The 24672-nt window shown below is 65.4% G+C and carries 21 protein-coding genes; 9 read left to right on the top strand and 12 right to left on the bottom strand.

All coding sequences use genetic code 11. The features are described 5' to 3' along the window. Nucleotides 1-31: 31 nt before the first annotated feature. The 5 genes from DQ229_RS04390 to DQ229_RS04370 all read right to left on the bottom strand — a co-directional run bounded on the left by DQ229_RS04390 (nucleotide 32) and on the right by DQ229_RS04370 (nucleotide 6259). The gene (locus tag DQ229_RS04390; protein WP_114965064.1) at nucleotides 32-1474 is read right to left on the bottom strand and encodes an MmgE/PrpD family protein; all 1443 of its coding nucleotides are present in this window, start codon (nucleotides 1472-1474) and stop codon (nucleotides 32-34) included. A 33-nt stretch (nucleotides 1475-1507) separates the two neighbouring features. Next, entirely contained in the window at nucleotides 1508-2650 is a 1143-nt protein-coding gene (locus DQ229_RS04385) for a CaiB/BaiF CoA transferase family protein (RefSeq protein WP_114965074.1), read from the bottom strand. Nucleotides 2651-2657: 7 nt separating this feature from the next. Then, nucleotides 2658-3827 carry an acyl-CoA dehydrogenase family protein gene (locus tag DQ229_RS04380; RefSeq protein WP_114965063.1) on the bottom strand — a complete coding sequence of 390 codons (1170 nt, stop codon included), beginning with the start codon at nucleotides 3825-3827 and terminating at the stop codon, nucleotides 2658-2660. An 80-nt stretch (nucleotides 3828-3907) separates the two neighbouring features. Further along, entirely contained in the window at nucleotides 3908-5077 is a 1170-nt protein-coding gene (locus DQ229_RS04375; protein ID WP_114965062.1) for a mandelate racemase/muconate lactonizing enzyme family protein, read from the bottom strand. A 63-nt stretch (nucleotides 5078-5140) separates the two neighbouring features. Further along, nucleotides 5141-6259 carry a mandelate racemase/muconate lactonizing enzyme family protein gene (locus DQ229_RS04370; RefSeq protein ID WP_114965061.1) on the bottom strand — a complete coding sequence of 373 codons (1119 nt, stop codon included), beginning with the start codon at nucleotides 6257-6259 and terminating at the stop codon, nucleotides 5141-5143. Between the two features lie 101 nt (nucleotides 6260-6360). Between DQ229_RS04370 and DQ229_RS04365 the strand changes: the two genes are divergently transcribed. Both DQ229_RS04365 and DQ229_RS04360 read left to right on the top strand, forming a co-directional pair. Further along, nucleotides 6361-7302: an alpha/beta fold hydrolase gene (locus tag DQ229_RS04365; RefSeq protein ID WP_202909503.1), complete on the top strand. Its 942-nt coding sequence runs from the start codon at nucleotides 6361-6363 to the stop codon at nucleotides 7300-7302. After that, nucleotides 7299-8888 carry a rhodanese-like domain-containing protein gene (locus DQ229_RS04360; protein ID WP_114965059.1) on the top strand — a complete coding sequence of 530 codons (1590 nt, stop codon included), beginning with the start codon at nucleotides 7299-7301 and terminating at the stop codon, nucleotides 8886-8888. Before DQ229_RS04365 ends, DQ229_RS04360 begins: the two co-directional genes overlap by 4 nt. A gap of 88 nt (nucleotides 8889-8976) precedes the next feature. Here the strand turns inward: DQ229_RS04360 and DQ229_RS04355 are convergent, their stop codons facing one another. From DQ229_RS04355 to DQ229_RS04345, 3 genes are all read right to left on the bottom strand, one after another. After that, the gene (locus DQ229_RS04355; RefSeq protein ID WP_114965058.1) at nucleotides 8977-10500 is read right to left on the bottom strand and encodes a tripartite tricarboxylate transporter permease; all 1524 of its coding nucleotides are present in this window, start codon (nucleotides 10498-10500) and stop codon (nucleotides 8977-8979) included. A gap of 10 nt (nucleotides 10501-10510) precedes the next feature. Continuing rightward, nucleotides 10511-10978: a tripartite tricarboxylate transporter TctB family protein gene (locus DQ229_RS04350; RefSeq protein WP_114965057.1), complete on the bottom strand. Its 468-nt coding sequence runs from the start codon at nucleotides 10976-10978 to the stop codon at nucleotides 10511-10513. A gap of 69 nt (nucleotides 10979-11047) precedes the next feature. Next, nucleotides 11048-12049, bottom strand: coding sequence for a Bug family tripartite tricarboxylate transporter substrate binding protein (locus DQ229_RS04345; RefSeq protein ID WP_114965056.1), 1002 nt, complete (start codon nucleotides 12047-12049; stop codon nucleotides 11048-11050). 448 nt (nucleotides 12050-12497) lie between these two features. Here DQ229_RS04345 and DQ229_RS04340 point away from each other — a divergent pair, with 448 nt between their 5' ends. From DQ229_RS04340 to DQ229_RS04310, 7 genes are all read left to right on the top strand, one after another. Then, nucleotides 12498-13922: an MmgE/PrpD family protein gene (locus DQ229_RS04340; RefSeq protein ID WP_114965055.1), complete on the top strand. Its 1425-nt coding sequence runs from the start codon at nucleotides 12498-12500 to the stop codon at nucleotides 13920-13922. A 2-nt stretch (nucleotides 13923-13924) separates the two neighbouring features. Then, nucleotides 13925-15043 (top strand): AbrB family transcriptional regulator, encoded by a 1119-nt coding sequence (locus DQ229_RS04335; RefSeq protein ID WP_114965054.1) that lies wholly within the window; start codon nucleotides 13925-13927, stop codon nucleotides 15041-15043. Next, entirely contained in the window at nucleotides 15033-15830 is a 798-nt protein-coding gene (locus DQ229_RS04330; protein ID WP_114965053.1) for an SDR family NAD(P)-dependent oxidoreductase, read from the top strand. The genes DQ229_RS04335 and DQ229_RS04330 overlap by 11 nt, the downstream gene beginning before the upstream one ends. An 11-nt stretch (nucleotides 15831-15841) precedes the next feature. Further along, the gene (locus DQ229_RS04325; RefSeq protein ID WP_114965052.1) at nucleotides 15842-17215 is read left to right on the top strand and encodes an MmgE/PrpD family protein; all 1374 of its coding nucleotides are present in this window, start codon (nucleotides 15842-15844) and stop codon (nucleotides 17213-17215) included. 11 nt (nucleotides 17216-17226) lie between these two features. Beyond that, a complete protein-coding gene (locus DQ229_RS04320; protein ID WP_114965051.1) occupies nucleotides 17227-18309 on the top strand; it encodes an isocitrate/isopropylmalate dehydrogenase family protein in 1083 nt (360 codons plus the stop codon). After that, the gene (locus DQ229_RS04315; protein ID WP_114965050.1) at nucleotides 18306-19370 is read left to right on the top strand and encodes a tartrate dehydrogenase; all 1065 of its coding nucleotides are present in this window, start codon (nucleotides 18306-18308) and stop codon (nucleotides 19368-19370) included. Before DQ229_RS04320 ends, DQ229_RS04315 begins: the two co-directional genes overlap by 4 nt. Before the next feature lie 63 nt (nucleotides 19371-19433). Then, nucleotides 19434-20123, top strand: a complete 690-nt coding sequence (locus DQ229_RS04310) for an FCD domain-containing protein (protein ID WP_114965049.1) — start codon at nucleotides 19434-19436, stop codon at nucleotides 20121-20123. Nucleotides 20124-20142: 19 nt separating this feature from the next. Here the strand turns inward: DQ229_RS04310 and DQ229_RS04305 are convergent, their stop codons facing one another. From DQ229_RS04305 to hfq, 4 genes are all read right to left on the bottom strand, one after another. Further along, nucleotides 20143-22191, bottom strand: coding sequence for a PHA/PHB synthase family protein (locus tag DQ229_RS04305; protein WP_114965048.1), 2049 nt, complete (start codon nucleotides 22189-22191; stop codon nucleotides 20143-20145). A gap of 152 nt (nucleotides 22192-22343) precedes the next feature. Then, on the bottom strand, nucleotides 22344-22802 hold the full coding sequence (locus DQ229_RS04300) for a hypothetical protein (RefSeq protein WP_114965047.1): 459 nt from the start codon (nucleotides 22800-22802) through the stop codon (nucleotides 22344-22346). A gap of 212 nt (nucleotides 22803-23014) precedes the next feature. After that, entirely contained in the window at nucleotides 23015-24313 is a 1299-nt protein-coding gene (hflX, locus tag DQ229_RS04295) for a GTPase HflX (protein ID WP_162300739.1), read from the bottom strand. A 72-nt stretch (nucleotides 24314-24385) separates the two neighbouring features. Further along, nucleotides 24386-24622, bottom strand: a complete 237-nt coding sequence (hfq, locus tag DQ229_RS04290; protein WP_114965046.1) for an RNA chaperone Hfq — start codon at nucleotides 24620-24622, stop codon at nucleotides 24386-24388. Between the last annotated feature and the right edge of the window lie 50 nt (nucleotides 24623-24672).

The raw sequence follows: 24672 nt of genomic DNA, 5'->3' as shown, positions 1-24672 counted from the left end.
GCGCGCAACGCCGGGCTGCCGGGCCGCGCGGTCAGTTCTGCCAATCGAGCAACTCGAACAGCACGCCGACATCGGCCGTCTCTTCCAGTGCCCAGACCGTCTTGAACACCTGCGCCTGGCCCGCCGCATCGAGCAGCCCCTGCGCGCAATCGGCGAACTTGCCCTCCAGCTCGGTATCGCTGAGCGGGTTGTGCGGGCTGCCGCGATAGTTCTCGTCGGCCCAGCGTTCCAGTTTGCGGCCGTCTTTAGTCACCACCTCGATCCGCGAGCGGATGCGGTCCCAGCCCATATCCTCGATGCTCTGGTCGAACTGCGTGCTGATACGCCGCTGCATGGCCTGGCAGGCTTCGGAGGAGACAAATTCATCTGTAAACTCGGCCTTGCCTGCACGCCCTGCAAGTATGATCGCCGCCAGCAGGAAGCCGAAGGAAAACTTGCCTTCAAGCTCGGTCTTCGCCACCTCGAAACGGATCGGCCCCAGCACGTTGGAGCCCGCGAAAAGCGTCACGCGCTCGACATTCTCGGGCTTCAGCCCCTCGTCGCGCATCAGAAACAGCATGGCATCCATGCTGGGATGGGTCAGCACGCCCGAGGGATAGGGCTTGATCGAGACACCGGGCGATTTCATCGTGTGCGGTGCGCCGAACCGCTCGCGTACCAGCGCGGGCTCGCCGCCCGGCCCTGCAATCGCCAGATAGCCCCAGCGCCCGTCCAGCGCCTCCGGGTTCGACGAAAACCCCTCGCGCGCCAGGAGTGCTGCGTTCACGCCGTTCTCGGCGGCGCGGCCGACATGGAACGGCTTGGTCATGGTGCCGAAATTGGCGCGCACCCCCGCCGCCATCGAAGCCGCAAGCCCCAGCGCGCGGGCGGTTGTTTCACTGTCTAGCCCCAGCAGGTTGGCGGCCGCCGAAGTGGCGGCAAAGGTGCCAATGCTGCCCGAGGTGTGAAAACCGCGCATGTAATGGTCGGGGTCGATCGCCTCGGCCACCTTGCAGCCCACCTCGAACCCGGCTGTGAAGGCCGCGAGAAAGCGCTTGCCATCCACCGGCTTGCCGGTTTCAGCCGCGACCAGGTCCGACAACGTGAGTGCCGCGACCAGCGGCGGCATGGTCGGGTGCATCAGCAGGCCATAGGGCCGCCCCGGCCCCTCGGCCAGCTGGGTGTCGTCCCAATCCATCGCGTGGCCCGCCGTGCCGCCCCAGAGCGCGGCCAGATGCGCCGGCAACCGCGCGCCCGCATCGCCGATCAGCCGCGCCTGCCCGGTGCCGCCGATGCTGTCGATATAGCGCCGCAGCGGCGCCATGCCGGGCTGTTCGCTGCCCGCCAGCGCGACTGCCAGCCCATCGAGCACACAGCGCCGCGCCAGGCGCAGGGTTTCGCCATCCAGATCGTCGAAACGATGCCGCGCGGTGAACTCGGCGGCGGCCCTGGTCAGCCCGCTCAGATGGGCGTGGGGGTCCTTTGCATCGGTCATGGTGGCTACTCCTCGTGGTTGCGGTGGCTGGGCTCAGCCGAATTCCTTGCGCAGCGCAGGGCCGTGTTCATCAAGCGCGGGCACCGGCCCAAGCGGCGCGGGGGTGCGGGTCTCCTCGGGGGCACCGGCACGCACCGGCGGCGAGGGCAGCGATACGGTGCCTGACGGGGTCTGCACCCCTACCCGGCGCAATTGCGGATGCTGGCCCAGATCACCTGCGGTGTTGAGCAGCGCATAGGCGATGCGCGCGCCGTCAAGCTGCGCGGCAACGGCGTCGCGCGGCTGCGCGCCCAGCGCGCGCGCGATCAGCGGGTCAAGCTGCGCGCGGTTGGCCACCCGGCCTGAGGGATCGTTGAAACGCGGATCATCGGCCAGCGCGGCATCGCCCAGCACCTTGTCGCAAAACACCCGCCATTCGCGCGGGTTCTGCACCGCAATGACGATCTCGCGCCCGTCGCCGCAGGGATAGACGCCATAGGGCGCAATCGAGGCATGGTACAGCCCGAAGCGCGCCGGATCGCGACCGCTACCTTCGGCCTGCAACAGCGGCACCGCCATCCAGTCGGCCATCACGTCGAACATGGCCACGTCCAGCCGCCGTCCCTGCCCGGTGATGCCGCGCGCGATCAGCGCCTCAAGAATCCCGGTATAGGCCACGTGGCCGGTGGCGATGTCGCAGACCGAGATGCCCACCCGCGCGGGCGTGTCCGCCGTGCCGGTCACTGACGCCAGCCCGCTTTCAGCCTGCACAAGCATGTCATAGGCCTTGCGCTCGCGGTATGGCCCGTCGGGCCCGTAGCCCGAGATATTGCAGCGGATCATGCGCGGGTTCAGCCCGGCCAGCGTCGCGTCATCCAACCCCAGCCGGTCGATCGCACCCTGCGCGAGGTTCTGGATAAAGACATCGGCCTGCGCCAGCATGTGGCGCATCACGGCCATGTCGTTTGCGTCGCGCAGATCCAGCGCGATCGATTCCTTGCCCCGGTTGAGCCAGACGAAATAGCTGGCCTCGCCGCCGGCCAGCCGGTCGTAATTGCGCGCGAAATCGCCCTCGGGGCGTTCGACCTTGATCACCCGCGCCCCGGCATCAGCCAGCCGGGCCGAGGTATAGGGCGCCGCCACTGCCTGTTCCAGCGAAACGACAATCAAACCGTCGAGAACACCTTTTTCCGCCATGTCCACCTCAATACGAGCGCGGCATGCCGAGGACATGCTGGCCCAGATAGGCGAGGATCAGGTTGGTCGAGATCGGCGCCACCTGGTAAAGCCGGGTTTCGCGGAACTTGCGCTCCACATCGTATTCCTCGGCAAATCCGAAGCCGCCATGGGTTTGCAGGCAGGTGTCGGCGGCCTTCCACGAGGCATCGGCGGCCAGCAGCTTGGCCATGTTGGCCTCGGGGCCGCATTTCTCGCCCGCATCGAAAAGCCCGGCGGCGCGATAGACCATAAGCCTTGCGGCCTCGGCCTCGGCATGGGCGCGGGCGATGGGGAACTGCACCCCCTGGTTCGACCCGATGGGCTTGCCGAACACCACGCGCTCATTGGCGTATTTCGTGGCAGTGCGGGTGAACCAGGTGGCGTCGCCGATGCATTCGGCGGCGATCAGGATGCGTTCGGCATTCATCCCGTCGAGGATATAGCGAAAGCCCTTGCCCTCCTCGCCGATCAGGTTCTCGGCGGGGATTTCGAGGTTGTCGAAGAAAACCTCGGTCGTGGCATGGTTGAGCATGGTGCGGATGGGCGAGATGCGCATACCGTTGCCCTGCGCCGCCTTCATGTCGACCAGAAAGACCGACAGCCCCTCGCCCTTGCGCGCGACGTCGGCCTTGGCGGTGGTGCGCGCCAGCAGGATCATCAGGTCGGAATGTTCGGCGCGCGAGGTCCAGACTTTCTGGCCGTTGATGATGTATGTATCACCCTTGCGCTCGGCCGTGGTGGTGATCGATGTTGTGTCGGTGCCCGCGCCCGGCTCGGTCACCCCGAAGGCCTGAAGCCGCACCTCGCCGGTGGCGATCTTGGGCAGCCAGTGCGATTTCTGCGCTTCCGATCCGTGGCGCAGAAGCGTGCCCATGGTATACATCTGGGCATGCAGCGCGGCGGCATTGGCCCCGCCCGCGTGGACCTCTTCAAGGATATTGGCCGCCACCGTCAGCCCCTGCCCGCTGCCGCCGTATTCCTCGGGGATCAGGACGCCGAGAAATCCGCCCTCGGTCATCGCCTCCACGAACTCGGTGGGATAGGCGCGCTCACGATCCACGCGGCGCCAGTATTCATTGCCGAAACGCGCGCAAAGCCCCGCCACGGCGCGGCGAATCTCGGTGATTTCCTCGGGGTCGGCCACGGCTGTGGTCATGCGTCTTGCCTCCTCAGATTCTGTCTGTCATCGCCGCGCAGCCTAGGCTGGAAACCGCCGGGCGCAAGTGCCCTGCCCGATCAGGTATCGGTGGCCTTGCGCATGGTGTCGATCAGGGCCGATTTCTGCTCGAACCCGATGCCGGGCGACTGGTGCAGCCCGACGCGCCCACCCTCGACCGCGATGCCATCGGCGAAACCGCCAAAGGGGGCAAAGACCTCCGGATAGGATTCGTTGCCCCCCAGCCCCAGCCCGGCGGCAATATTCAGCGATAGCTGGTGCCCGCCATGGGGGATGCAGTTGCGCGGGCTGAACCCCTCTTCGCCGATGGCCTTGAGCGTGCGCATGTATTCGACCAGCCCGTAGCTGAGGGCGCAGTCGAACTGCATCCAGTCGCGATCGGGGCGCATCCCGCCATAGCGTGCAAGGTTGCGTGCATCCTGATGTGAAAACAGGTTCTCGCCCGTGGCCATAGCTCCGGGATAGACTTTGGAAAGCTCGGCCTGAAGTGCGTAATCCAGCGGATCGCCCGCTTCTTCATACCAGAACAGGTTGTAGGGTTTCAGCCCCTCGGCATAGGCCAGCGCGGTCTCGAGATCGAAGCGGCCATTGGCATCGACGGCAAGGAATTTACCCTCGCCCACCACGTCCAGCACGGCCTCGATGCGGCGGATGTCTTCATCCAGCGGGGCGCCGCCGATCTTCATCTTGACGACTTCATAACCCATGTCTCGATAGCGCCGCATCTCGTCCTTGAGTTGGGTGTCGTCCTTGCCCGGATAGTAATAGCCGCCCGCCGCATAGACGAAGACATCCTTGTCGGCCACGCCGCCGCGATAGGTGTCGGCCAGATACTTCCACAGCGGCACACCGGCGATCTTGGCCACCGCGTCCCACACGGCCATGTCGATCACACCGACGGCGACCGAGCGCTCGCCATGCCCGCCGGGCTTTTCGTTCGACATCAGCACATCCCAGATCCGGTGCGGATCGAGATTGTCGCCGGCATCGTTGAGCAGGCTGTCAGCGTCGGCCTCGCGCAGGCGGGGCATGAAACGCTCGTTCAGCAGCCCCGACGCGGCGTAACGGCCATTCGAGTTGAAGCCGTAACCCACCACCGGGCGACCGTCGCGCATTTGATCGGTTATCACGGCCACGACGCTCGCCGTCATCTTGGAGAAATCGATATAGGCGTTGCGGAGGGGCGAGGAGATCGGCACCACCGCATCCCGGATTTCGACGATTTTCATGGCGTTTTCCTTGTCCGGGGCGCCGGCATTTCATGCTGGCGCGATAATTGTCAACAATCAGACTCAGCCGTCCAGCGCGACCCGCGTTTCGCGCCAGGCGTCGCGATCCAGCGTCAGGCCAAGGCCGGGGCGGTCGGGAATATCGATCCAGCCATCCTTGGGCTTGGGCGCATCGGTGAACATCGTCTCGCCCACGGCGACCATTCCGAGGTGCCACTCAACGATCCAGCCATTCATCATGCCCGCCAGCAGGTGCATGTTGAACAGCGGCCAGCCGCCGCCATTGGCAATCGGCATGTTATAGGTCTGCGCCAGATGCGCGACCTTGCGCGCCTCGGTGAAACCGCCGCAATAGGTGACGTTGGGCTGCAGAATGTCGATGGCCTTGTGCTCGACAAATTCGCGCAGCCGCCAGCGGTGCCCCTCCATCTGCCCGGCCGCCAGCGGTATGCGCGTGTTGCGCCGCAGATCGGCCAGCGCGCGGGCGTCATTCTGGTGCAGCGGCTCTTCGAACCAGGTGAGGTTGCAGTCTTCGACCTCGCGGCAGAGATACCCCGCCTCGACCGGGTTGAACAGGTAGTTGGCGTCGATCATCAGGTCGATATCGGGGCCAACTGCGTCGCGCAACGCCTTGATCCTGCGTGCATCTTCGCGCCAGCCGCCCTTGTCGACCGCGACCACCGACTTGAGCGCGCGAAAGCCGTTGTCGATATGCAGTTTCGCCGCCTCGCACAGCTGGTCGATATCGTATTGCGGAAAGCCGAAGGTGCAGTAGGCCGGCACCCGGCTGCGCGCATTGCCCAGCAGTTGCGCCACCGACCGGCCCTGCGCCTTGCCCATGATATCCCACAGCGCGATGTCCAGGCACGACAGCGCCATGGAGATCGTGCCGGTCATGGCGCGCGGGTTGAGCTTTTGCCAGACGCGCTGATGGATTGCCTCGATGTCGCGCACATCCATGTCGCGCACCACCGGCAGAACGTGCTGTTCAAGCGCGACGATGACCGAGCGGGCCAGGAAATGCCCGGTCAGCCCGTAGCCGGTGATGCCCTCGTCGGTTTCGACCTCGCAAAAGACGAAATGCGTCTGCTCGGCGCGGCCGTAGCCCTGCACGCGGCCTTCCAGCAGCGGAATCTCGATGGAAAAGCCATGCAGGCTGGCCCGGATATCCTTGATAAGCACGCTTGATCCCCCTAACCACGCCGGGCATTTCGGATTTGCGCCCGGGCACGCCATATTGTAGACAATTGACAACTTCCAACCCCAAACCCACGAGGATGTCAATGAGTGCCAGCGAGATTTCCGCCCCTGCCGCGATGCCCGGCTTTCGCTACGAACGGGTCAAGACCCGCGGCGCCGATATCAACGTGGCCATCGCGGGCGAGGGGCCGCCGCTTCTGCTGCTGCACGGCAACCCGCTGACCCATTTCATGTGGCACCGCACGGCACCCGATCTTGCCCGCGATTTCACCGTCGTGGTCCCCGATCTGCGCGGCTATGGCGACAGTTCCAAACCCGATGGCGGGCCGGACCATTCCGGCTACAGCTTCCGCGCCATGGGCGAGGACAATTTCGACGTGATGGATCATTTCGGCTTCGACAAGTTCATGATCGGCGGCCATGATCGGGGCGGGCGCGTGGGCTTTCGCATGGCGCTGGACGGGCCGGAGCGGGTGACGCGCTTTTCCGCGCTCGACATCGTGCCGACGCATCATGTGCTGAGCAATGTGTCGATGGGCTGGGGGCTGGAATCCTATCACTGGTTCTTCATGGCGCAGAAGGCCCCCTTCCCTGAGAAACTGCTCTGCGCCGATCTGGACTATTACATTCAGTACAAGCTGAACAAGAAAGGCGTGGGGCTGAGCATCTTCGCCCCCGAGGCAATGGCCGAGTATATCCGCTGCACCACGCCCGAGCAGATCCACGCCGTCTGCGAGGATTATCGCGCCACCGTCAGCGTCGATTTCGAGCTGGACAAATCGCAATACGGCAAGCGCAAGATCACCTGCCCGACACTGGTGATCTGGGGATCGAACAGCCATTGCGGGCGGCATTTCAAGCCGATTGAAGCCTGGTCGGAATGGTGCGAGGATCTGCGCGGCTTTGCGGTGCCCACTGGCCATTACCCGGCCGAACAGCGCCCCGACCTGATCCTTGACGCCTACCGCGCCTTCTTTTCAGGTCAGGAGCCGCAAGCCCCCGCAGACGAAGAGGCCGCGCAATGAAGACAGTCACCCCACAAGACGCAAAGGCTGCGATTCACGCAGGCGGCGAAATCGCGCTTCTGGACGTGCGTGAGGCCGGCCAGTTCGGCGAGGAACATCCGCTCTTCGCCATTCCCGCCCCCTATAGCCGGCTCGAGCTGATCATCGGGCAACTGGTGCCACGACGCGATGCGCCGGTGCTGGTGATCGACGCGGGCGACGGTGTGGCGGAACGGGCCGCCGGACGGCTGGAAGAGGCGGGATATTCCGATGTCAGCGTGATCGCGGGTGGCGTGCAGGGCTGGCAGGCGGCCGGGCTGGGGCTGTTCAAGGGGGTCAACGTGCCCTCCAAGACGCTGGGCGAACTCGCCGAAACACTCTGGCATCCACAGATGATCCGGGCCGGGGAGTTGCACGAACTGGCCCGCTCGGGTAAGGATTTCGCCTTTTTCGACACCCGCCCGCCGCAGGAATACGCCAAGATGCGCGTGCCCGGCGCCCAATGCCTGCCCAATGGCGAATTGCCCCACCGGCTGGCCGCGCTGCCTGAAGGCAAGCCCATTGTTGTCACCTGCGCGGGCCGCACCCGCGGCATCGTCGGCGCCATCGGCATGGCATTGGTCGGTGCCGGCGACCGGGTGCGGGCGCTCGAGAACGGCACCCAGGGCTGGGCGCTGGCGGGCTTCGACCTTGAGCGCGACAACACCCCCGCCCCCCTGCCCGCGCTGGATGACACCGCACTTTCCGCCTCGCGCGCGCGGGCCAAGGACCTGATCGCGCGCTACGGGTTTCCCACGGCCGACGCGGCCGAGGTGGCGCGGATGCGCGGCGAGGCCGGGCGCACGACCTATGTGCTCGACCTGCGCTCCGAGGCCGAGGTGGCCGATGATCCGATCGCGGCTGCCACCCCTGCGCCCGGCGTGCAGCTTGTGCAGGCCACCGACCAGTGGATCGCGGTGCGCCGCAGCCGGGTGGTTCTGTGTTGCGATACCGGGCTGCGCAGCGCGATCGCCGCCTTCTGGCTCAGGCAACTTGGCTATGAGCCGGTGATCGCGCCCGTTGACGATGCCTTGCGCGCCCTGCCCGCGCCCGATCTGCCGCAGCCGCACCTGCCCGACACGCCCGAAATCATCCCGGCGGCGCGGGCACTCAAGCGCCTGCGCGAAGGCGCGCGGCTGATCGACCTGCGCCCCTCGCAACGCTACCGCGCGGGGCATCTGGCCGGCGCAATCTGGGCAATCCGACCGCGGCTGGCCGCGCTGGCGCAGCGGATCGGCGGGCGCGAGGCGCTGCTGATCGCCGACACGCCCGAAATCGCCCGTCTGGCCTCCCGCGACCTGCGCGAAGCCGGCGTCAAGCGTATCGCCCTGGTGGAGGGCGGCCAGCCCGCGCTTGAGCGCGCCGGCGCCGCCGTTGAGCCGAACCCGCGCGAACCCGCCCCGGACGAGGCCATCGACTTCCTGCGCTTTGTCCATGATCGCCATGACGGCAACCTGGAGGCCGCGCGCCGCTATCTGGAATGGGAGACCGGCCTGCTCTCCCAACTCGACGCGCAGGAACGCGCTGAGTTTCTGCTGATCGGGCCGAAGGACAGTGCCACCGGCTGACCCCCTGCGAACAGGATCATCTGAAATGCAAAAGGGGCGCGGATACTGCGCCCCTTCCTGCTTGAGTGGTGGCAAGCGTTGAGAACTGTCACATGCTCTGATCGGGCAGGTTGGCCAGGCGGCTCTTGCGGCGATGCTTGGCCAGCGCCGAAAGCGCCATCGAAATGGCCATCAGCGCGAAGATCACCAATGCTATCGGCCGTTCCATCGCGTAGCCGATGAAATCGCCGCCGCTGATCTGGTTGGTGCGGATCAGGTTCTGCTCCAGCAGGCTGCCCAGAAGCAGCCCCACCACCGCTGCCGCGACCGGATAGCCATAGCGCACCATGGCCCAGCCGATCACCGAGAACACCACCAGCGTGATCGGCCCCGCCGCGTTGCCCTCGATCGCGTAGGCACCAAATGTGGAAACCACCAGAACACTCGGGATCAGGTAGCGCAGCGGAACCCGCACCACGTATCCGGCGATATAGACAAAGCCCAGCCCGATCCCCAGCAGCAGCACCGCCTGGGCGAAATTGGCAAAGATGATCGCGTAGACGATATCCTTGTTGTTGGCGATGAAGCTGGGGCCGCCCACGATGTTCTGCATGGCGAAGGCCGCCAGAAGGATCGCCGTCGCCCCGCCGCCGGGAATGCCGAGCGCCAGCATCGTGGCCATCGCGCCGCCTTCCGAGGAGGAGTTCGCGCTTTCCGCCGCGATCACCCCCTTGGGGTTGCCGGTGCCGAAAGTGTCGGCGTCATGCGCGTTGCGCTTGGTTTCCGAATAGGACAGCAGGTTCGAGATCGACGAGCCGACCCCCGGGATCGTGCCCACCAGCACACCGATGACCGAGCCACGCAGAATGATCGTCGGATGGGTCAGCGCAAGCCGCATCCCGCCGATGATCTTCTTCAGGCTGATCTTGCGGGAGGCTTCGTCCTCGATCAGGTAATCGGTGGTGATCAGGCCGATAAGCTGGCTGGCCGCCAGCAGGCCCATCATTGCCGGAATGACAGGCACCCCGTCGAACAGCCAGGGCAATTCGAGCGGATTGCGCAGATGCCCGGCAGTGTTCATGCCCATGGTGCCGACCAGTACGCCAAAGGCCCCCGCCAGCAGGCCCCGCGACATCGACCGCCCGGTAAGCGAGCCAAGCAGCAGCATCCCCCAGACGGCGACGGCGAACAACTCCAGCGGGCCAAGCTTGAGCACCACGCGCGACACCGGCGCGATCAGGAACATCAGCAGGATATAGGCGAAGAGCGTGCCGATCACCGAGGCCGCAAGCGCCACGCCAAGCGCCTCGTTGTGGCGCCCGGCGCGCGACATCGGGTAGCCGTCGAAGGTGGTGGCCACCGCCGAGGACGTGCCCGGAATATTCATCAGCACCGCCGGAACCGAGCCGCCAAACCCTGCCGCGGTGTAGATTGCCGTCAGAAAGATGATCGACGGCAGAAAATCCATGTACATCGTCATCGGCAGGAAGATCGCCATCGCCATGGTGATGGAGATCCCCGGCATGGCACCGAAGAACAGCCCGATGGCCAGCCCCGGTATCAGCCAGATCCAGGCATCGAGCGACGACGTGAGCAGCGTCAGCGCCGCGTTGACATCATTGAATTCAATCATGCTTGGGCACTCACAGGATGCTCAGAGGGAAGGGGAACGGGATGATCGCGCCGTAGCCATAGATCAGAAGCACCGTGAACACCGTGCTGAAGATCAGGTTGAGCCACCAGCGCCTCTCGCCGCAGATATACAGGCCGACGATCATGAAAAGCCACGTCGCCACGTCGAACCCGATAGTTTCAAGCGACAGGGCAAACGCGGTGAACGAAGCGATCAGCGCGCCGATCCGCGCGAAATGCGACAGCGGCTCCGTGCCTCTTTCGATTTCTTCTTCGGACAGTCTGGGAAAACACTGTGGCACGACGGCCAGCACAAGCAGCAGAGCCAGGATCGCGGTCGGCTGGACCAGGATGAGGTTGTTGGGCCGCAGCGAGACCGCGCGCGCGTCCAGCCAGTAGTAGAGTATCGAGCCGGCGATGAACGCCAGAAGCAGCAAATGCCCCCACATCACGACGATGCGGCCTGATTTTTCTTCCATCCAATTTCCTCCGAACAGGCGCGGGCCGCCCCGCTGAACGGGACGGCCCGCAACCGTCACACTTTGTGATCAGGTGCCCGCAAGCAGATCGATGTGCTGCTCCATGACAGCTGCGGTGTTGCGCAGCGCACGGTTCGAGACCTCAGGCCCGCGCCAGTCGGTGGCGAGCTGCTGGTTGGTCAGCGATTCGATCATTTCCGGGCTCTTCGAGGCCGTCTCGATCGCGTTGAGCAGGATCTCGTAGCGATCGGGGTGCTTCTCCACGAAGGAGCTGTGCACACCCCAGCCGCGCTGCGAGCCGTAGACGAACTCGGCATCCGCGCCCGACACGTCGGTGATCAGGTCGCCGCCCCAGTCGTCGTTGTCGACCTCGTCGAACACCAGCACCGGGCGGATCTGCTCGCGCAGCGGCAGGAAGCCCTGGCCGCCCACCAGCGCGATATCGACCACGCCACCGGCAGCAGCGTTCCGGGCCGGCCCGCCACCGTCATAGGTAACGAGGCGCACCGCGTCGCGCTCGATCCCATGGGCATCGAGCAGCAGCATCAGGTTCACCAGGTCGGCCGAGGCCGGCTGAATCCCGATCGACAAGCTGCCCGGATTCTCCTGCAGGCGCGCGATCACGTCGGCGGCGTCCTGGATGTCCGAGTCGGCCGCCGTCGCCATCAGCGTGTAGTCCTGCGAGGGCAGGTTGATCATGTGGAAGTCATCCACAGTGAACGGCGCATCCTGGGTCAGGATGTTGAGCGGCACATACGGCCCGAACGAGCTGCACGAGATCGTGTAGCCGTCATCGGGCTGCTGCATGAAGAACGTGTGACCCAGCAGCGCGCCTGCGCCACCGCGGTTGATCATGTTCAGCGGCTGACCCAGCGCTTCCTGAAGGAAGGGCGCCGAAGCCCGCGCCAGACGGTCGTTGTAGCCGCCGGTATCAAACGGAATGACCACGTTGATCGGCCGGTCGGGATAGCCGCTCTGCGCCCGCAGAATGGCCGGCGAAGCCACCGTCGCGGCCGCAGCCCCTACCGAGGCGATCCGCAGCATGTCGCGGCGAGTGAAGTTGTTGTTCATTTGCTCCTCCAACTGTCATGGGAACTTTTTAACGGCCGTACCTGCTCTGGCCGGCCGCCGGGCGCCCAGCATGCCCACACCCCGAACCTATGAGATTTGCACATACTGTCAACAATTTTGATGCACCTCCACATAAAACATTTGATACCAATATGTTAGCGTAGAACTTCAAACAATCAGACGCAAAACCCCTAGACCGGCAAGAGGTCTTCGCCGCGGGGAAACCCTAATCAAATCATTGTTTTATATGTTTATTTCAGGGCACAGCAGGCACACCCGGCGGATTCGGCCACCTTCCCCTGCACCGGAATTGCCCGCCAGAAATGTTGACAATTCTCGACTGGCAAGCTTTCTACGGGGCAGCAGCGGCCACGCGACCTTGCGACACGGCCCCCCAAATACCCTGTAAGGGTTCAGACAATCACAGGTTTATCTAAGGAGTCAAAACATGAGCAAGACCGCAGCCCAGGCAAACCATGATTCGGGCCTCACCCGCGAGGTTGGCGCGTTTGTCCGGACAACGAATCTGTCGGATCTGCCGGCGGTTGTCGTGGAAAACGGCAAGAAATCGATCCTCGACGGCCTCGGGCTGGCGCTGTCGGGCTCGGTTGCGCAATCGGGCGAATACGTGCGCCAGCACCTTGCCGATATCGGCGCGGGCAACGGCAATGGCGCCACGGTGATCGGCTCGGACAAGATCGTGCCGGCGCGTTTTGCCGCCTTTGCCAATGGCGTGGGCATCCATGCCGACGATTACGACGACACCCAGCTGGCGGTCGGCAAGGACCGCGTCTATGGCCTGCTCACGCACCCCACGGCCCCCGCGCTACCCTCGGCGCTGGCGATGGGCGAGGTGCTGGGAAGCTCGGGCGCGGATGTGATGCTGGCCTATCACCTGGGCGTCGAGGTCGAGTGCAAGATCGCCGAGGCGATCAACCCCCGCCATTACCAGACCGGTTTCCACGCCACCGCGACCTGCGGCACCTATGCGTCGGCCTCGGCCGCCGGGCGGCTCATGGGGCTGGACGAGGATGCGATGCTGCGCGCACTCTCCATCGCCGGCAGCCAGTCGGCCGGCCTGCGCGAGAACTTCGGCACCATGACCAAGCCCTTCCATGCTGGGCGCTCATCCGAAAGCGGGATCGTCGCGGCGCAGTTTGCCTCCTATGGCTGGACGGCGGCCCCCACGATCCTCGAGGCGCCGCGCGGCTTCTTCTCGGCCGCGGGCGGCGGGTATGACCACGACTCCATCCACGGCAAGCTGGGCAACCCCTGGACCTTCGACAGCCCCGGCGTGTCGATCAAGCCGCACCCGTCGGGCTCGCTCACACATCCGGGCATGACCGAGATGCTGCGCCTGATCCGCGAGAACGACATCAAGGCGGCGGATGTGAAGCATGTGCGCGTGGGCACCAACTCCAACATGCCCAACGCACTGATTCACCACCGCCCCACCAACGAGCTGCAGGCCAAGTTCTCGATGGAGTTCTGCATGGCCATCCTGCTGATCGAAGGGCGCGCGGGCCTCAACGAATTCACCGACGAGGTGGTGATGCGCCCCGATGTGCAGGAGTTCATCAAGAAGGTCGATTTCGTCATCGACGAGCGTGCCGAGTCCGCAGGCTATCACCTGATGACCACCTATATCGACATCACGCTCAACGACGGCAAGGTGATCTCGGGCAAGGCCGATTTCGGCCGCGGCAGCCCCGCAATCCCGATGAGCTATGACGAAGTCGCCGAGAAGTTCCACGAATGCGCCGAGTTCGCCGGCTGGGACAAGGCCAAGGCCGATGAGGTCGTGGCCCGCGTGGCCGAGTTCGACAAGCTTTCGGATGTGCGCGGACTTATGGCGCTTCTGCGCAAGGGCTGAGCATGAGCGGGCGCGCGCAACCAGAGAATGGCAAGGGGGGTGGCGGCCGCCGCCTTCCACCGCTGCTGCGCGATGTGACGCTCTGGCGGCAGCTTGGCCGCACCTATGCGCTGTCGGTCATTGCCGGGGCGATCGCGGTCTGGGCGGGTATTCCCCTGCCCTGGATGCTGGGGCCGTTCTTCGCCTGGGCGGCGATGTCGCTCATGGGGTTGCGGCCCACGCTGATGCCCATGGGGCGCGAGCTGGGTCAGGTCGCCATCGGCGTGGTAGTGGGAATGCGCTTCACGCTGCCGTTGCTGCTGGCCACCATGAGCCTTTTGCCCGCGATGTTTCTCGGCACGATCTATGTGATCTTGCTGACCATGTCGGCGGCGGTGCTGTTCGGCTGGCTGGCGCGGGTTGATCATGTGACGGCGTTTTTCGCCACTGCCGCCGGCGGGGTGGCCGACATGGCCCGCGTGGCGCAGAAATTCGGCGGTGTGACGCAATCGGTCGCGGTGGTTCATGCGCTGCGGGTGGCCTGCGTGGTGGGGCTGGTGCCCTTCATCGTGGTCTTTCTGGGCGAGCGCGGCACCCCGCCCCTGATCGCGGACGAGGTCACCGGCACCGTCTGGCTGGTGCCCGTGGCGCTGCTGCTGGGGTATCTGGGCGCGCGCGCGCTCAAGCCCACCCCGATTCCCAACCCCTGGCTGGTCGGCCCGATCTTTGTGGGCATGGCGCTGGGCATCTCGGGTGTCTTTCATGTGCATGTGCCGGGCGTAGTGATCGTGGTGGCGCAGATCGCGCTGGGCACCTGGCTGGGCGCGCAGTTCCGGCGCGAGCAACTGGGCGCCCTGCCCCGCGTCACGGCTGCCGGGCTGGCCATTTCGCTATACCTTGTGGTTGGCGCGGCACTTGGCGCCTGGGTCTTTTCCGCTGCCACCGGCGTGGCCTTTACCACGGCGTTTCTCGGCTTTGCCCCGGCGGCCGTGACCGAGATGGTGCTGGTGGCCAAGTTCATGGACCTGGAAGCCGAGATCGTCACCGCCTTTCACGTTCTGCGCATCGCCATCGTCGCCTCGACGGTGCTGCTGGTGTTCAGACTTTACGGAAAACTGAGAGGAGTTCGCCTTGAACCTTGAATTTGCAGGCCGCCGCGTTCTGATCGTGGGCGGCAGTTACGGGATCGGCAAGGCCGCGGCGCAGATATTCGTGGCCGAGGGCGCCGATGTGGTCATCGCCTCGCGCTCGGCGCAGAACCTGGAGGAAGCCGCCACCGAGATCGCAACCGCCACCAGCGGCAAGCCCCCCGCGCATCTGGTCTGCGATGTGACGCAGCCCGACGCCGGCGAGGTGCTGGCCGATGAGGTTGCCCGCCGCTGGGGTGGTGCGCTCGATGTGCTGGTCACGGCGGTGGGCGGCTCGATCCGCTCGGCCTTTGCCGATCTCAGCGATGAGGACTGGATCAATAACTATACCTTCAACGTGCTCTCGACCGTGCGCGCCATCCGCGCGCTGGAGCCTGCGCTGGCAAAGGGGAGCGCGCCGGCCATCGTCACGCTGGGCGCGGCGGCCTCCAAGATGCCCTATCAGCACCAGATCGCGTCGAACGTGCACAAGGCCGGGCTGCTGGGGCTGAACAAGACGCTTGCGGCCGAATTCGCAGCCAGCGGTATCCGCGTCAATCTGGTCGCGCCGGGGCGCACGCTCACCCCGCTCTGGACCAACCGCGCCGACAAGATGTCGGCCGACGAGGGCCGCCCGCGCGAGGAAATCCTTGCCGAGTTTTCAAAGGACATCCCGCTTGGCCGCTTCGGCCAGCCCGAGGAGATCGCCGCCATGGTCGTCTGGCTGGCAAGCCCCAAGGCCAGCTATGTCACCGGCCAGGCCATCAACGTTGACGGCGGCATCGCCCGCGGTCTGCTTTAAGGAGAACAGATATGAACGCACATCATCAGGAAGCCGACCTGGGCATCCCCAAGGTTACAGAGATTCTGGCCGACTGGGTTGTCGGGCTGAAAGACAGCGATATACCCGACCCGGTGCGCCGCGAGGGGCTGCGCACTTTCGTCAACTGGGTGGGCTGCGCCGTCGGCGGGGCCGACCATGAAACCACCGAGGCCGCGCTGCGCGCCTTCACGCCGTTCTCGGGGCCGAAAACCTCCAGCGTGCTGGGCCGCAAGGACAAGCTGGACCCGGCGCATGCGGCGCTGGTCAATGGCATCACCAGCCATGTGCTCGATTATGACGACACGCATCTGAAAACCATCCTGCATCCGGCGGGGCCGGTGGTTTCGGCGATCCTGGCGCTGGCCGAGATGCGGCCGATCTCGGGGCGTGACTTCCTGACCGCGCTGATCGCCGGGGTGGAGGCCGAAAGCCGCATCGCCAATTGCGTCTACCCGCACCACTATGACCGCGGCTGGCACATCACCGGCACTGCCGGCGTCTTTGGCGGCGCGGCCGCCGTGGGCAAGATGATCGGGCTCAATGCACAGCAGATGCGCTGGGCTTTCGGGATTGCGGCCTCGCAGGCCTCGGGGCTGCGCGAGCAGTTCGGCACCATGACCAAAAGCTTCCACCCCGGCATTGCCGCGCGCAACGGCATGATGTCGGCGCTCCTGGCAGAGTCGGGCTATGACAGCTCGGAACGTGCCATCGAGGCCCCGCGCGGCTTTGCCCAGGTGATGTCGGACAAGCAGGACTGGGACGAGATCATCGAAGGGCTGGGCACGCGTTGGGAATCGGCGACCAACAGCTACAAGCCCTTTGCCTGCGGCATTGTCATCCACCCCACCATCGACGGCTGCATCCAGCTGCGCGAGCAACTGGGTGACAAGGTGGGCCAGATCGCCGCCGTGAAGCTGCGCACGCATCCGCTGGTGCTGGAACTGACGGGCCGCAAATCGCCCAGGACCGAGCTGGAAGGCAAGTTCAGCGTCTATCACTGCGCCTCGGTCGCGCTGCTGCATGGTGACGGGGCGCCCACGGCCTTTACCGACGAGATCGTCAATGATGCGCAAGTCGTCGCCCTGCGCAGCAAGATCGAGGCCGAGAGCAACCCGAACTGCCACGAGGCCGAAGTGGAAATCGAGGTCACGCTGACCGACGGCTCCACCAGCCGCCTGCATGTGGAGCGCGCCATCGGCTCGGCCGAGGTGCCGCTGACCGACGAACAGATCAACACCAAGTTCACCAAACAATCGGAGCTTGTCGTGGGCGCAGCCATCACCGGCCAGCTTCTGGAAAAATCCTGGGCGCTCGAGTCGCTGGCCGACGCCGGTGACGTGGCGCGCGCTTCGGTTCCGGCCTGAAAGGTAGGGGTATGAGTAAAGACAGCAAGAGTTTGCGCATCGGCATCCTGGAGGGCGACGAGATCGGGCACGAGATCGTGCCCGCCTCGGTGCAGATCGCGCGCGCGGCGGCGGAAATGACCGGCCAGGCCATCGACTGGGTCGATGTGCCGATCGGCCAGCGCGCGCTGAAGACCCATGGCCACACCATGCCCGAGGGAACGCTTGAGACCCTGGGCACGCTGGATGGCTGGATCCTCGGCCCCATCGGGCACCGCGACTACCCCAAGGTGCCCGAGGCAGTGAACCCACACCCGATCCTGCGCAAGCATTTCGACCTGTTCGGCAATGTGCGGCCCACACGCTCTTTTCCCGATATCGGCTGCCTGCATGACGATATCGACCTGGTGATCGTGCGCGAGAACAACGAGGGCTTCCAGCCCGATCGCAACGTGGTCGCCGGCTGCGGTGAGTTCCGCCCCAACCATGACGTGACCATCTCGGTGCGGGTGATCTCGGTCGAAGGGTCGAAGAAGGTCGCGCGCGCCGCCTTCGAGATCGCGCGCGGGCGGCGCAAGCGGCTGACGCTGGTGCACAAGAACACCGTCTACAAGCTGGGCTGCGGCATGTTCGTCGACAGCTGCTACGAGGTCGCCAAGGACTACCCGGATGTGACGGTCGACGAGGTGATCGTCGACACCATGGCGATGCGGCTGGTGCGCGATCCGCAAAGCTTCGACACCATTGTCACCACCAACATGTTCGGCGACATCCTGACCGACGAGGCCGCAGGGCTTGTCGGCGGGCTGGGCATGGCGCCGGGGCTTTGCATCGGGCGCGGTTCGGTGGCGATGGCGCAGGCCACGCATGGCTCGGCCCCCGACATTGCCGGGAAGAACCTGGCCAATCCCTACGCGATGATCGAATCCACCCGGATGCTGTTCGACTGGCTGGGCCAGCAGCACAAGCTGGAGGCCGCCAGCAAGATGGCCGCGCTGATGCGCAAGGGGATCGACGCGGCGCTGGCCAACCCCGCCACCCGCACGCCCGACATCAACGGCACCGGCAGCCAGAGCGACATGGTGAACGGCATTCTCGAGGGCATGAAGGCATGAAGACATATCGGCTTGCAGTGATCGGCGGAGATGGCGTCGGCCCCGAGGTGATCGAAGCGGGGGTTTCGGTGCTGGAGCGCCTGGCCGCAACCGATGGCGGCTTTCGCGTCGAGGCCACGCGGTTCGACTGGGGCTCGGACCGCTACCGCCGCACCGGACAGATGATGCCCGAGGACGGGGTCGAGACCCTGCGCGGCTTTGACGCCATCTATTTCGGCGCGGTGGGCGACCCGGTCATCCCCGACCACATCACCCTGTGGGAGTTGCGGCTGGCGATCTGCCAGGGGCTGGATCAATATGCCAATGTCCGCCCTACCCGGCTGATGCCCGGCATGAAAGGCCCGCTGCGCCCCGAACTGGGCGAGGCCATCGACTGGCTGATCGTGCGCGAAAATTCCGAGGGCGAATATGCCGGCGTCGGCGGGCGCGCCCATGCGGGCCTGCCGATCGAGCTGGGCATGGACGTGGCCATCTTCACCCGCGCCGGAATCGAACGCATCGCGCGTTTCGCCTGCGAGGCCGCCATGCAGCGCCCGCGCAAGCGGCTCACCATCGTCACCAAGTCGAACGCGCAGCGGCATGGGCTGGTGCTTTGGGATCAGGTCTGCCGCGAAGTCATTGCCGAGTATCCCGCGCTCGAGGTGGACTGGAAGCTTGTCGATGCCATGGCGGCACTGATGGTCACGCGGCCGGGCGATTTCGACACGATCCTCGCCACCAATCTGCACGCCGACATTCTGTCTGACCTGGCCTCGGCGCTGACCGGCAGCCTGGGCAATGGTGCGACCGGAAATATCGACCCTTCAGGCAACGCGCCGTCAATGTTCGAGCCGATTCACGGATCGGCATTTGACATAACGGGGAAGGGCGTGGCAAACCCGATCGGTGCTTTCTGGACAGGCAGCCTGATGCTTGATCACCTGGGCCAGCCCGAGGCCGCCGCGCGGCTGATGCGCGCCATTGAGGGCGTGACCGCCGCCGGCCCCTTCACCCCCGACATGGGTGGACAGGCCAACACTGCCGCCGTGACCGAGGCCGTTCTGGCCCAGTTGGAGGCATGACACACCCCGCGCAGGCCTGCCCGGCCGGCCTGCGCCCGCTGAAACGAAAACGCAAGAACAGCCATGCTCGAGCCAGATGAACCCGTCAAGGCCCTGAACCTGTTGCGCACAACCTCGCTGACCGGCGTGGTCGAGCGCGAGCTTGAGCAGATGATCCTCTCGGGCAAGCTCAAGCCGGGCGAGCGGCTGAACGAGATCCAGCTTTCCAACCGTTTCGGCACCAGCCGCGGCCCGTTGCGCGAGGCGATGCGCAGCCTTCAGGCCAAGGGATTGGTGTTCTTCATCCGCAACCGCGGCGTGTTCGTCGCGGAAATCTCGATCGAGGAAGCGCTGGAAATCTACGACCTTCGCGCGGCGCTTTTCGGGCTGGCCGGGCGGCTCTTGAGCGACCTTGCCACCGATGCGCTGCTCGACCAGCTCGAAGGCTTCATCACCCGCATGGACGCGGCTGTCGAGGCGCGCGATTTCGATCAGTATTACCCGATCAATCTGGCGTTTCACGATTTTCTCATCAAATCGACCGGCAACAAGACGCTTGAGCGCGAATACCACAGTTTCGTGCACAAGCTGCATCTGTGCCGCACCCGCGGGCTGGTGCAGGCGGGCGGGCTGCTGGTGTCGAACCGCGAGCATCGCGAAATGGTCGATGCCGTGGCCTCGGGCCAGCGCGAGCGCGCGCATGAGGCTTTTTTCCGCCATGTGGAGCGCTCAAAATCGCGCTTTCATTCGACCGTGACCAGCGAAGAGAAGTAATGCTTCACGTCCCGTCCCGTCAGCGCTGCATCACGTAATGCCCCGGCGCGGGTTCGCGCGCGTGAAAGGGGCCGCTTTCCTGCCCCATCGCAGGAGGGGCGACGGGGGCGCCAGAGCGTTCGTCCAGCCACTCCACAAGGGCCGGCCACCACGAGCCATCATGCCGTGCCGCCGTATCGAGCCACGCCTCGGGCGAAAGATAGCGATCGTCGCGCCCGCGCGAATGGATGCGATAGTCGCGCCCCTTGCGCCCCGGCTCGCTGATGATGCCGGCATTGTGCCCGCCCTTGGTCAGCACGAAGGTCAGGTCGGCGTCGGTCAGCAGGTGCAGCTTGTAGACCGATTGCCAGGGCGCCACATGGTCCGACAGCGTCGAGACGCAGAAGATCGGCGCCTGAATATCCGACAGCGCCACAGGCGCGGCGCCCAGCTCGTACTTGCCGCGCGCCAGTTCGTTATCGAGGTAGAAGCGGCGCAGATACTCGCTGTGCATCCGGTAGGGCATCCGCGTGGCGTCGGCGTTCCAGGCCATGAGGTCGAACATCTCCTGCCGGCGGCCCATCAGGTATTCATGCACATAGCGTGACCAGATCAGATCGTTCGAGCGCAGCAACTGGAACGCCCCGGCCATCTGCCGCGTGTCCAGATAGCCCTGATCCCACATCATGTTTTCCAGGAACGTGACTTCGCTTTCGCTGACAAAAAGCTGCAACTCGCCCGGATCGCTGAAATCGGTCTGCGTGGCCAGCAATGTCAGGCTGGCCAGGCGGTCATCACCATCGCGTCCCATGGCGGCCGCCTGCGCCGCCAGCAATGTGCCGCCCAGGCAGTAGCCCATCGCATGAAGTTTCCCGGCGCCAGTGATCGCGCAGGCCGCATCCATCGCCTTGCCAAGGCCGCCCAGGTAATCCGCCATGCCCAGCTCGCGGTCCTCGGCTGTGGGGTTGCGCCAGGACATGGCAAAGACGGTATAGCCCTGCTCGACCAGATAGCCGATCAGCGAATTCTGTGGCGACAGATCGAGGATATAGTATTTCATGATCCAGGCGGGCACGATCAACACCGGCTCGGGCCGGACCTTGCCGGTTTTCGGGGCATACTGGATCAGTTCGAACAGATGGCTGCGATACACCACCTGCCCCTCGGTCACAGCGACATCGCGGCCGGGCAGGTAATCTTCTGCGCCCAGCGGCGGCTTGCGCGAAATCGCGCGGTCCCAATCCTCGATCATGTTCATCGCGCCGCGCATGAGATTGGCGCCGCCCTGCTCGATCGTGGTGCGCAGAACCTCGGGATTGGTGGCGATGAAATTCGCCGGCGACACCATGTCGAGCATCTGCCGCGAGACGAAGGAAACCGTCTTCTCCTGCGCCGGGGTCAGGCCCGGCACGTCGTTCGTGGCATTGTACCACCATTGCTGGGTCATCAGGAAATTCTGGTAGATCAGGTTATAAGGCCATTGCCGCCAGCCCTTGTCATCAAAACGCCGGTCATGCGACAGCGGCGCGATGCAGGGTGTGCAGGCCTCGTTGCGCCAGGCCTGACCGGCAAAGGCGCTCAGCCGCGCCGTTTTGCGCCCGGCCTTCTCGACAAGCTGAAGCTGCTTGCCCGGCGCGCCCATCAGGTGGATCCACCATGCCGCAAAGGTCGCCCCCAGCCCGAAGGGCGTGATCCCCGCGGTGAAGCGGGCCAGATGCGCCTGATACGCCCTGTCCATGCTGCGGGTGCCGTAGGCATCGGGCATTTCATCGCCCGGCATGGCGCAGAATTCGGGCGGGTCGGCACTCAGCCCGCGCCGGCGCTCGGCCTCGGCCGTGCCGTTAGGGGGCACGGGCGCCTCTGCGGCCAGCACTGTCTGCCGGGTAGCGCGGCCCGCGCCGGCGGCCTCGGCCTTTGCGCTGCGGGCAGTCCGGCCCTGTTTTGGCGGGGTTGCCTTGGCCTGCGGCTTCGGCGGGCTGGCCGACGCGACAGCGGCCTTCTTCACACTCTTGCGCGCGGCCGGACGGGCACGGCGGCCACTGGCTGACTGGCGGCGGGACGGGGTGGTCGTGTCGGATCGCTTGGCCATGATCTGGCATTGCTCCCTTCTTTCCGGGGCGTGTTCAAACGGGGCAAGCGGGGCCACATCGCCCCTGCCCCCAAAATTCTCTCTCGGCTACAGATGTGTATGCCGGGCGCCTGCCGCAAGCACCCCGGTGGCTGCCCCAATACCCTGACGGATCAAAGCGGGGTTGCGTGTTCTTTCTCCGGTTTCCGGCCGGGCGCGAAAGCCATGCAGACCTGCAGCATGGCGAGATTCGCATCGGCAAGATGCGTCATGCAGCGCGCGGCGACCTGCTGTGCCTCGCGCCCGTCTTCGGCAATGCGCTCGACCGAGCCGCCGCACCACGCCGCGATCGCCTGCGGCGGGGCAGAGATGCCCGCGCCCGTCTCGCCTGCGTGCATGACCTCCTGTGCGGCCTTGGTAGCCGTATCCAGCGCCTGCTGGCGGCGCTCAAGCCAATGCGCCCAGAATGCGCTCACCTCGCCCAGGATGGCATACTGAGCCTCGGCGCCGCGCGCGATCACCGGGCCGATACAGGGCATCGCTGCCAGGGGCGCAGCCATGGCCTGCCATGCCTCCACCCCGGGCATCTCGGGCTGGGGCAGGATATGGGTTTTACGGATCGGTGCGTTCATGGCGTGTCCTCCTGAGAGATGTTTCGGGCGCCGAAGCCCTGCCCTAACGTCAACCACAGCCGCACTCCATGATTCAGGTCAAATCACAAGACCGCTTGCACGGGCTTCCACCGGGCTAGTGCGCAACATTCCGCCGAACGGCGCGCCGGGCGCACATGTCGCGGGCAGTCTGTGGCTAAGCCGCTTTCGGCGTGGGGCAGCGGGGCAGACGGTCAGATGTCGCGAAAAAGCTGGGCCTGGCGAGGGGTCCAGTTCACGGCAAGGCGATAGCCGTTCTCGGCCTCGCGCTCGGATTCGACCACGCCCTGCTCATAGAGCCAGGCGCGGCGGCGGCCTTCATCAAAGCCCAGAACGATCTCGCGACGCTGGCGGTCGGCATCGAGCACCGCGCCGATCCGCGCGACCAGCCCTTCCATCCCCTCGCCCGTCAGGGCCGAAAGCGCCAGCACATTCTCGCGCCGCTCTGCCTGGGCCTGAAGGGTCGCGCGCGCCTCCGGATCGAGCCTGTCGAACTTGTTCCAGACCTCGATCAACGGGGTCTCCTCGGCCACGCCCAGGCTGGTGAGGATCGCCTCGACATCCTCGGCCTGTTCCTCGGTCTCGGGGTGCGAGATGTCGCGCACATGGCAGATCAGATCGGCCTCGAGCACCTCTTCCAGCGTGGCGCGAAAGGCCGCGACAAGCTGCGTCGGCAGGTCCGAGATGAAGCCCACCGTATCCGACAGGATCACCTGCGCCCCGGTCGAGAGCCGAACCGCCCGCATCGTCGGGTCGAGCGTGGCAAAAAGCATGTCCTTGGCCATCACCTCGGCACCGGTCAGGCGGTTGAACAGCGTGGATTTCCCGGCGTTGGTGTAGCCCACCAGCGCCACGATCGGGAACGGCACCCGCCGCCTTGCGGCACGATGCAATTCGCGCGTGCGGGTCACTTTCTCAAGCTGGCGGCGCAGGCGCGTCATCTGCTCGTCGATGGCGCGGCGGTCAGCCTCGATCTGGGTCTCGCCGGGGCCGCCGACAAAGCCGAGGCCGCCGCGCTGACGCTCGAGGTGGGTCCAGGCGCGCACCAGCCGCGTGCGCTGATAGGACAGTGCGGCCAGCTCGACCTGCAGCACCCCCTCGCGCGTGCGCGCACGGTCCGCAAAAATCTCCAGGATCAGCCCGGTGCGGTCCAGCAGCTTGACGTTCCAGTCGCGTTCGAGATTGCGCTGCTGCACCGGCGTGACCGGGCCATCGACCAGCACAAGCTCGACCTCGTCTTCCTCGATCCGCGCCTTGAGTTCCTGCAGCTTGCCCTTGCCGAACAACCGTCCCGGCTGCGCCTTGGGCAGCGTGACGATGGCCGCGCCGACAATCTCGATCCCAGGCAGGGCGAGGGCCAGCGCCACGGCCTCTTCCAGCGCCGATTCGGCACTGCGCCGCCGCTCCTGACTGCGGATATCGGGGTGCAGCACCAGCGCCCGCGTCTTGCGTGCGCCGCCCTGCCCGCCGAGCTGGCTCACCTCGATCACCACGCGGCAGGCACCCCGGCGCGCCCGGGCCGCGGGTGGTGCACGGCCCCTGACCGGGCCGATGGCACGGCCGGCTTACTCTTCACCTTCATAAAGGCTGATCGGCTGCCCCGGCATGATCGTCGAGATCGCGTGTTTGTAGACAAGTTGCGATTGCCCGTCGCGGCGCAGCAGCACGCAGAAATTGTCGAACCAGGTTATCACTCCCTGCAGCTTGACCCCGTTTATGAGAAATACGGTGACGGGCGTCTTGTTCTTGCGAACATGGTTGAGAAAGGCGTCCTGCAAATTCTGTTGTTTATCTGAAGCCATTGGGTTCCACCCTTTTGTTTTGTCGCGAAGGGGCGCCCCTTCGCAGCTTC

Source organism: Alkalilacustris brevis (assembly GCF_003350345.1).
Taxonomy (GTDB): Bacteria; Pseudomonadota; Alphaproteobacteria; order Rhodobacterales; family Rhodobacteraceae; genus Alkalilacustris; species Alkalilacustris brevis.
Note: the sequence above shows the minus strand (reverse complement) of the source record. Positions and strands in the feature narration are given on the sequence as shown.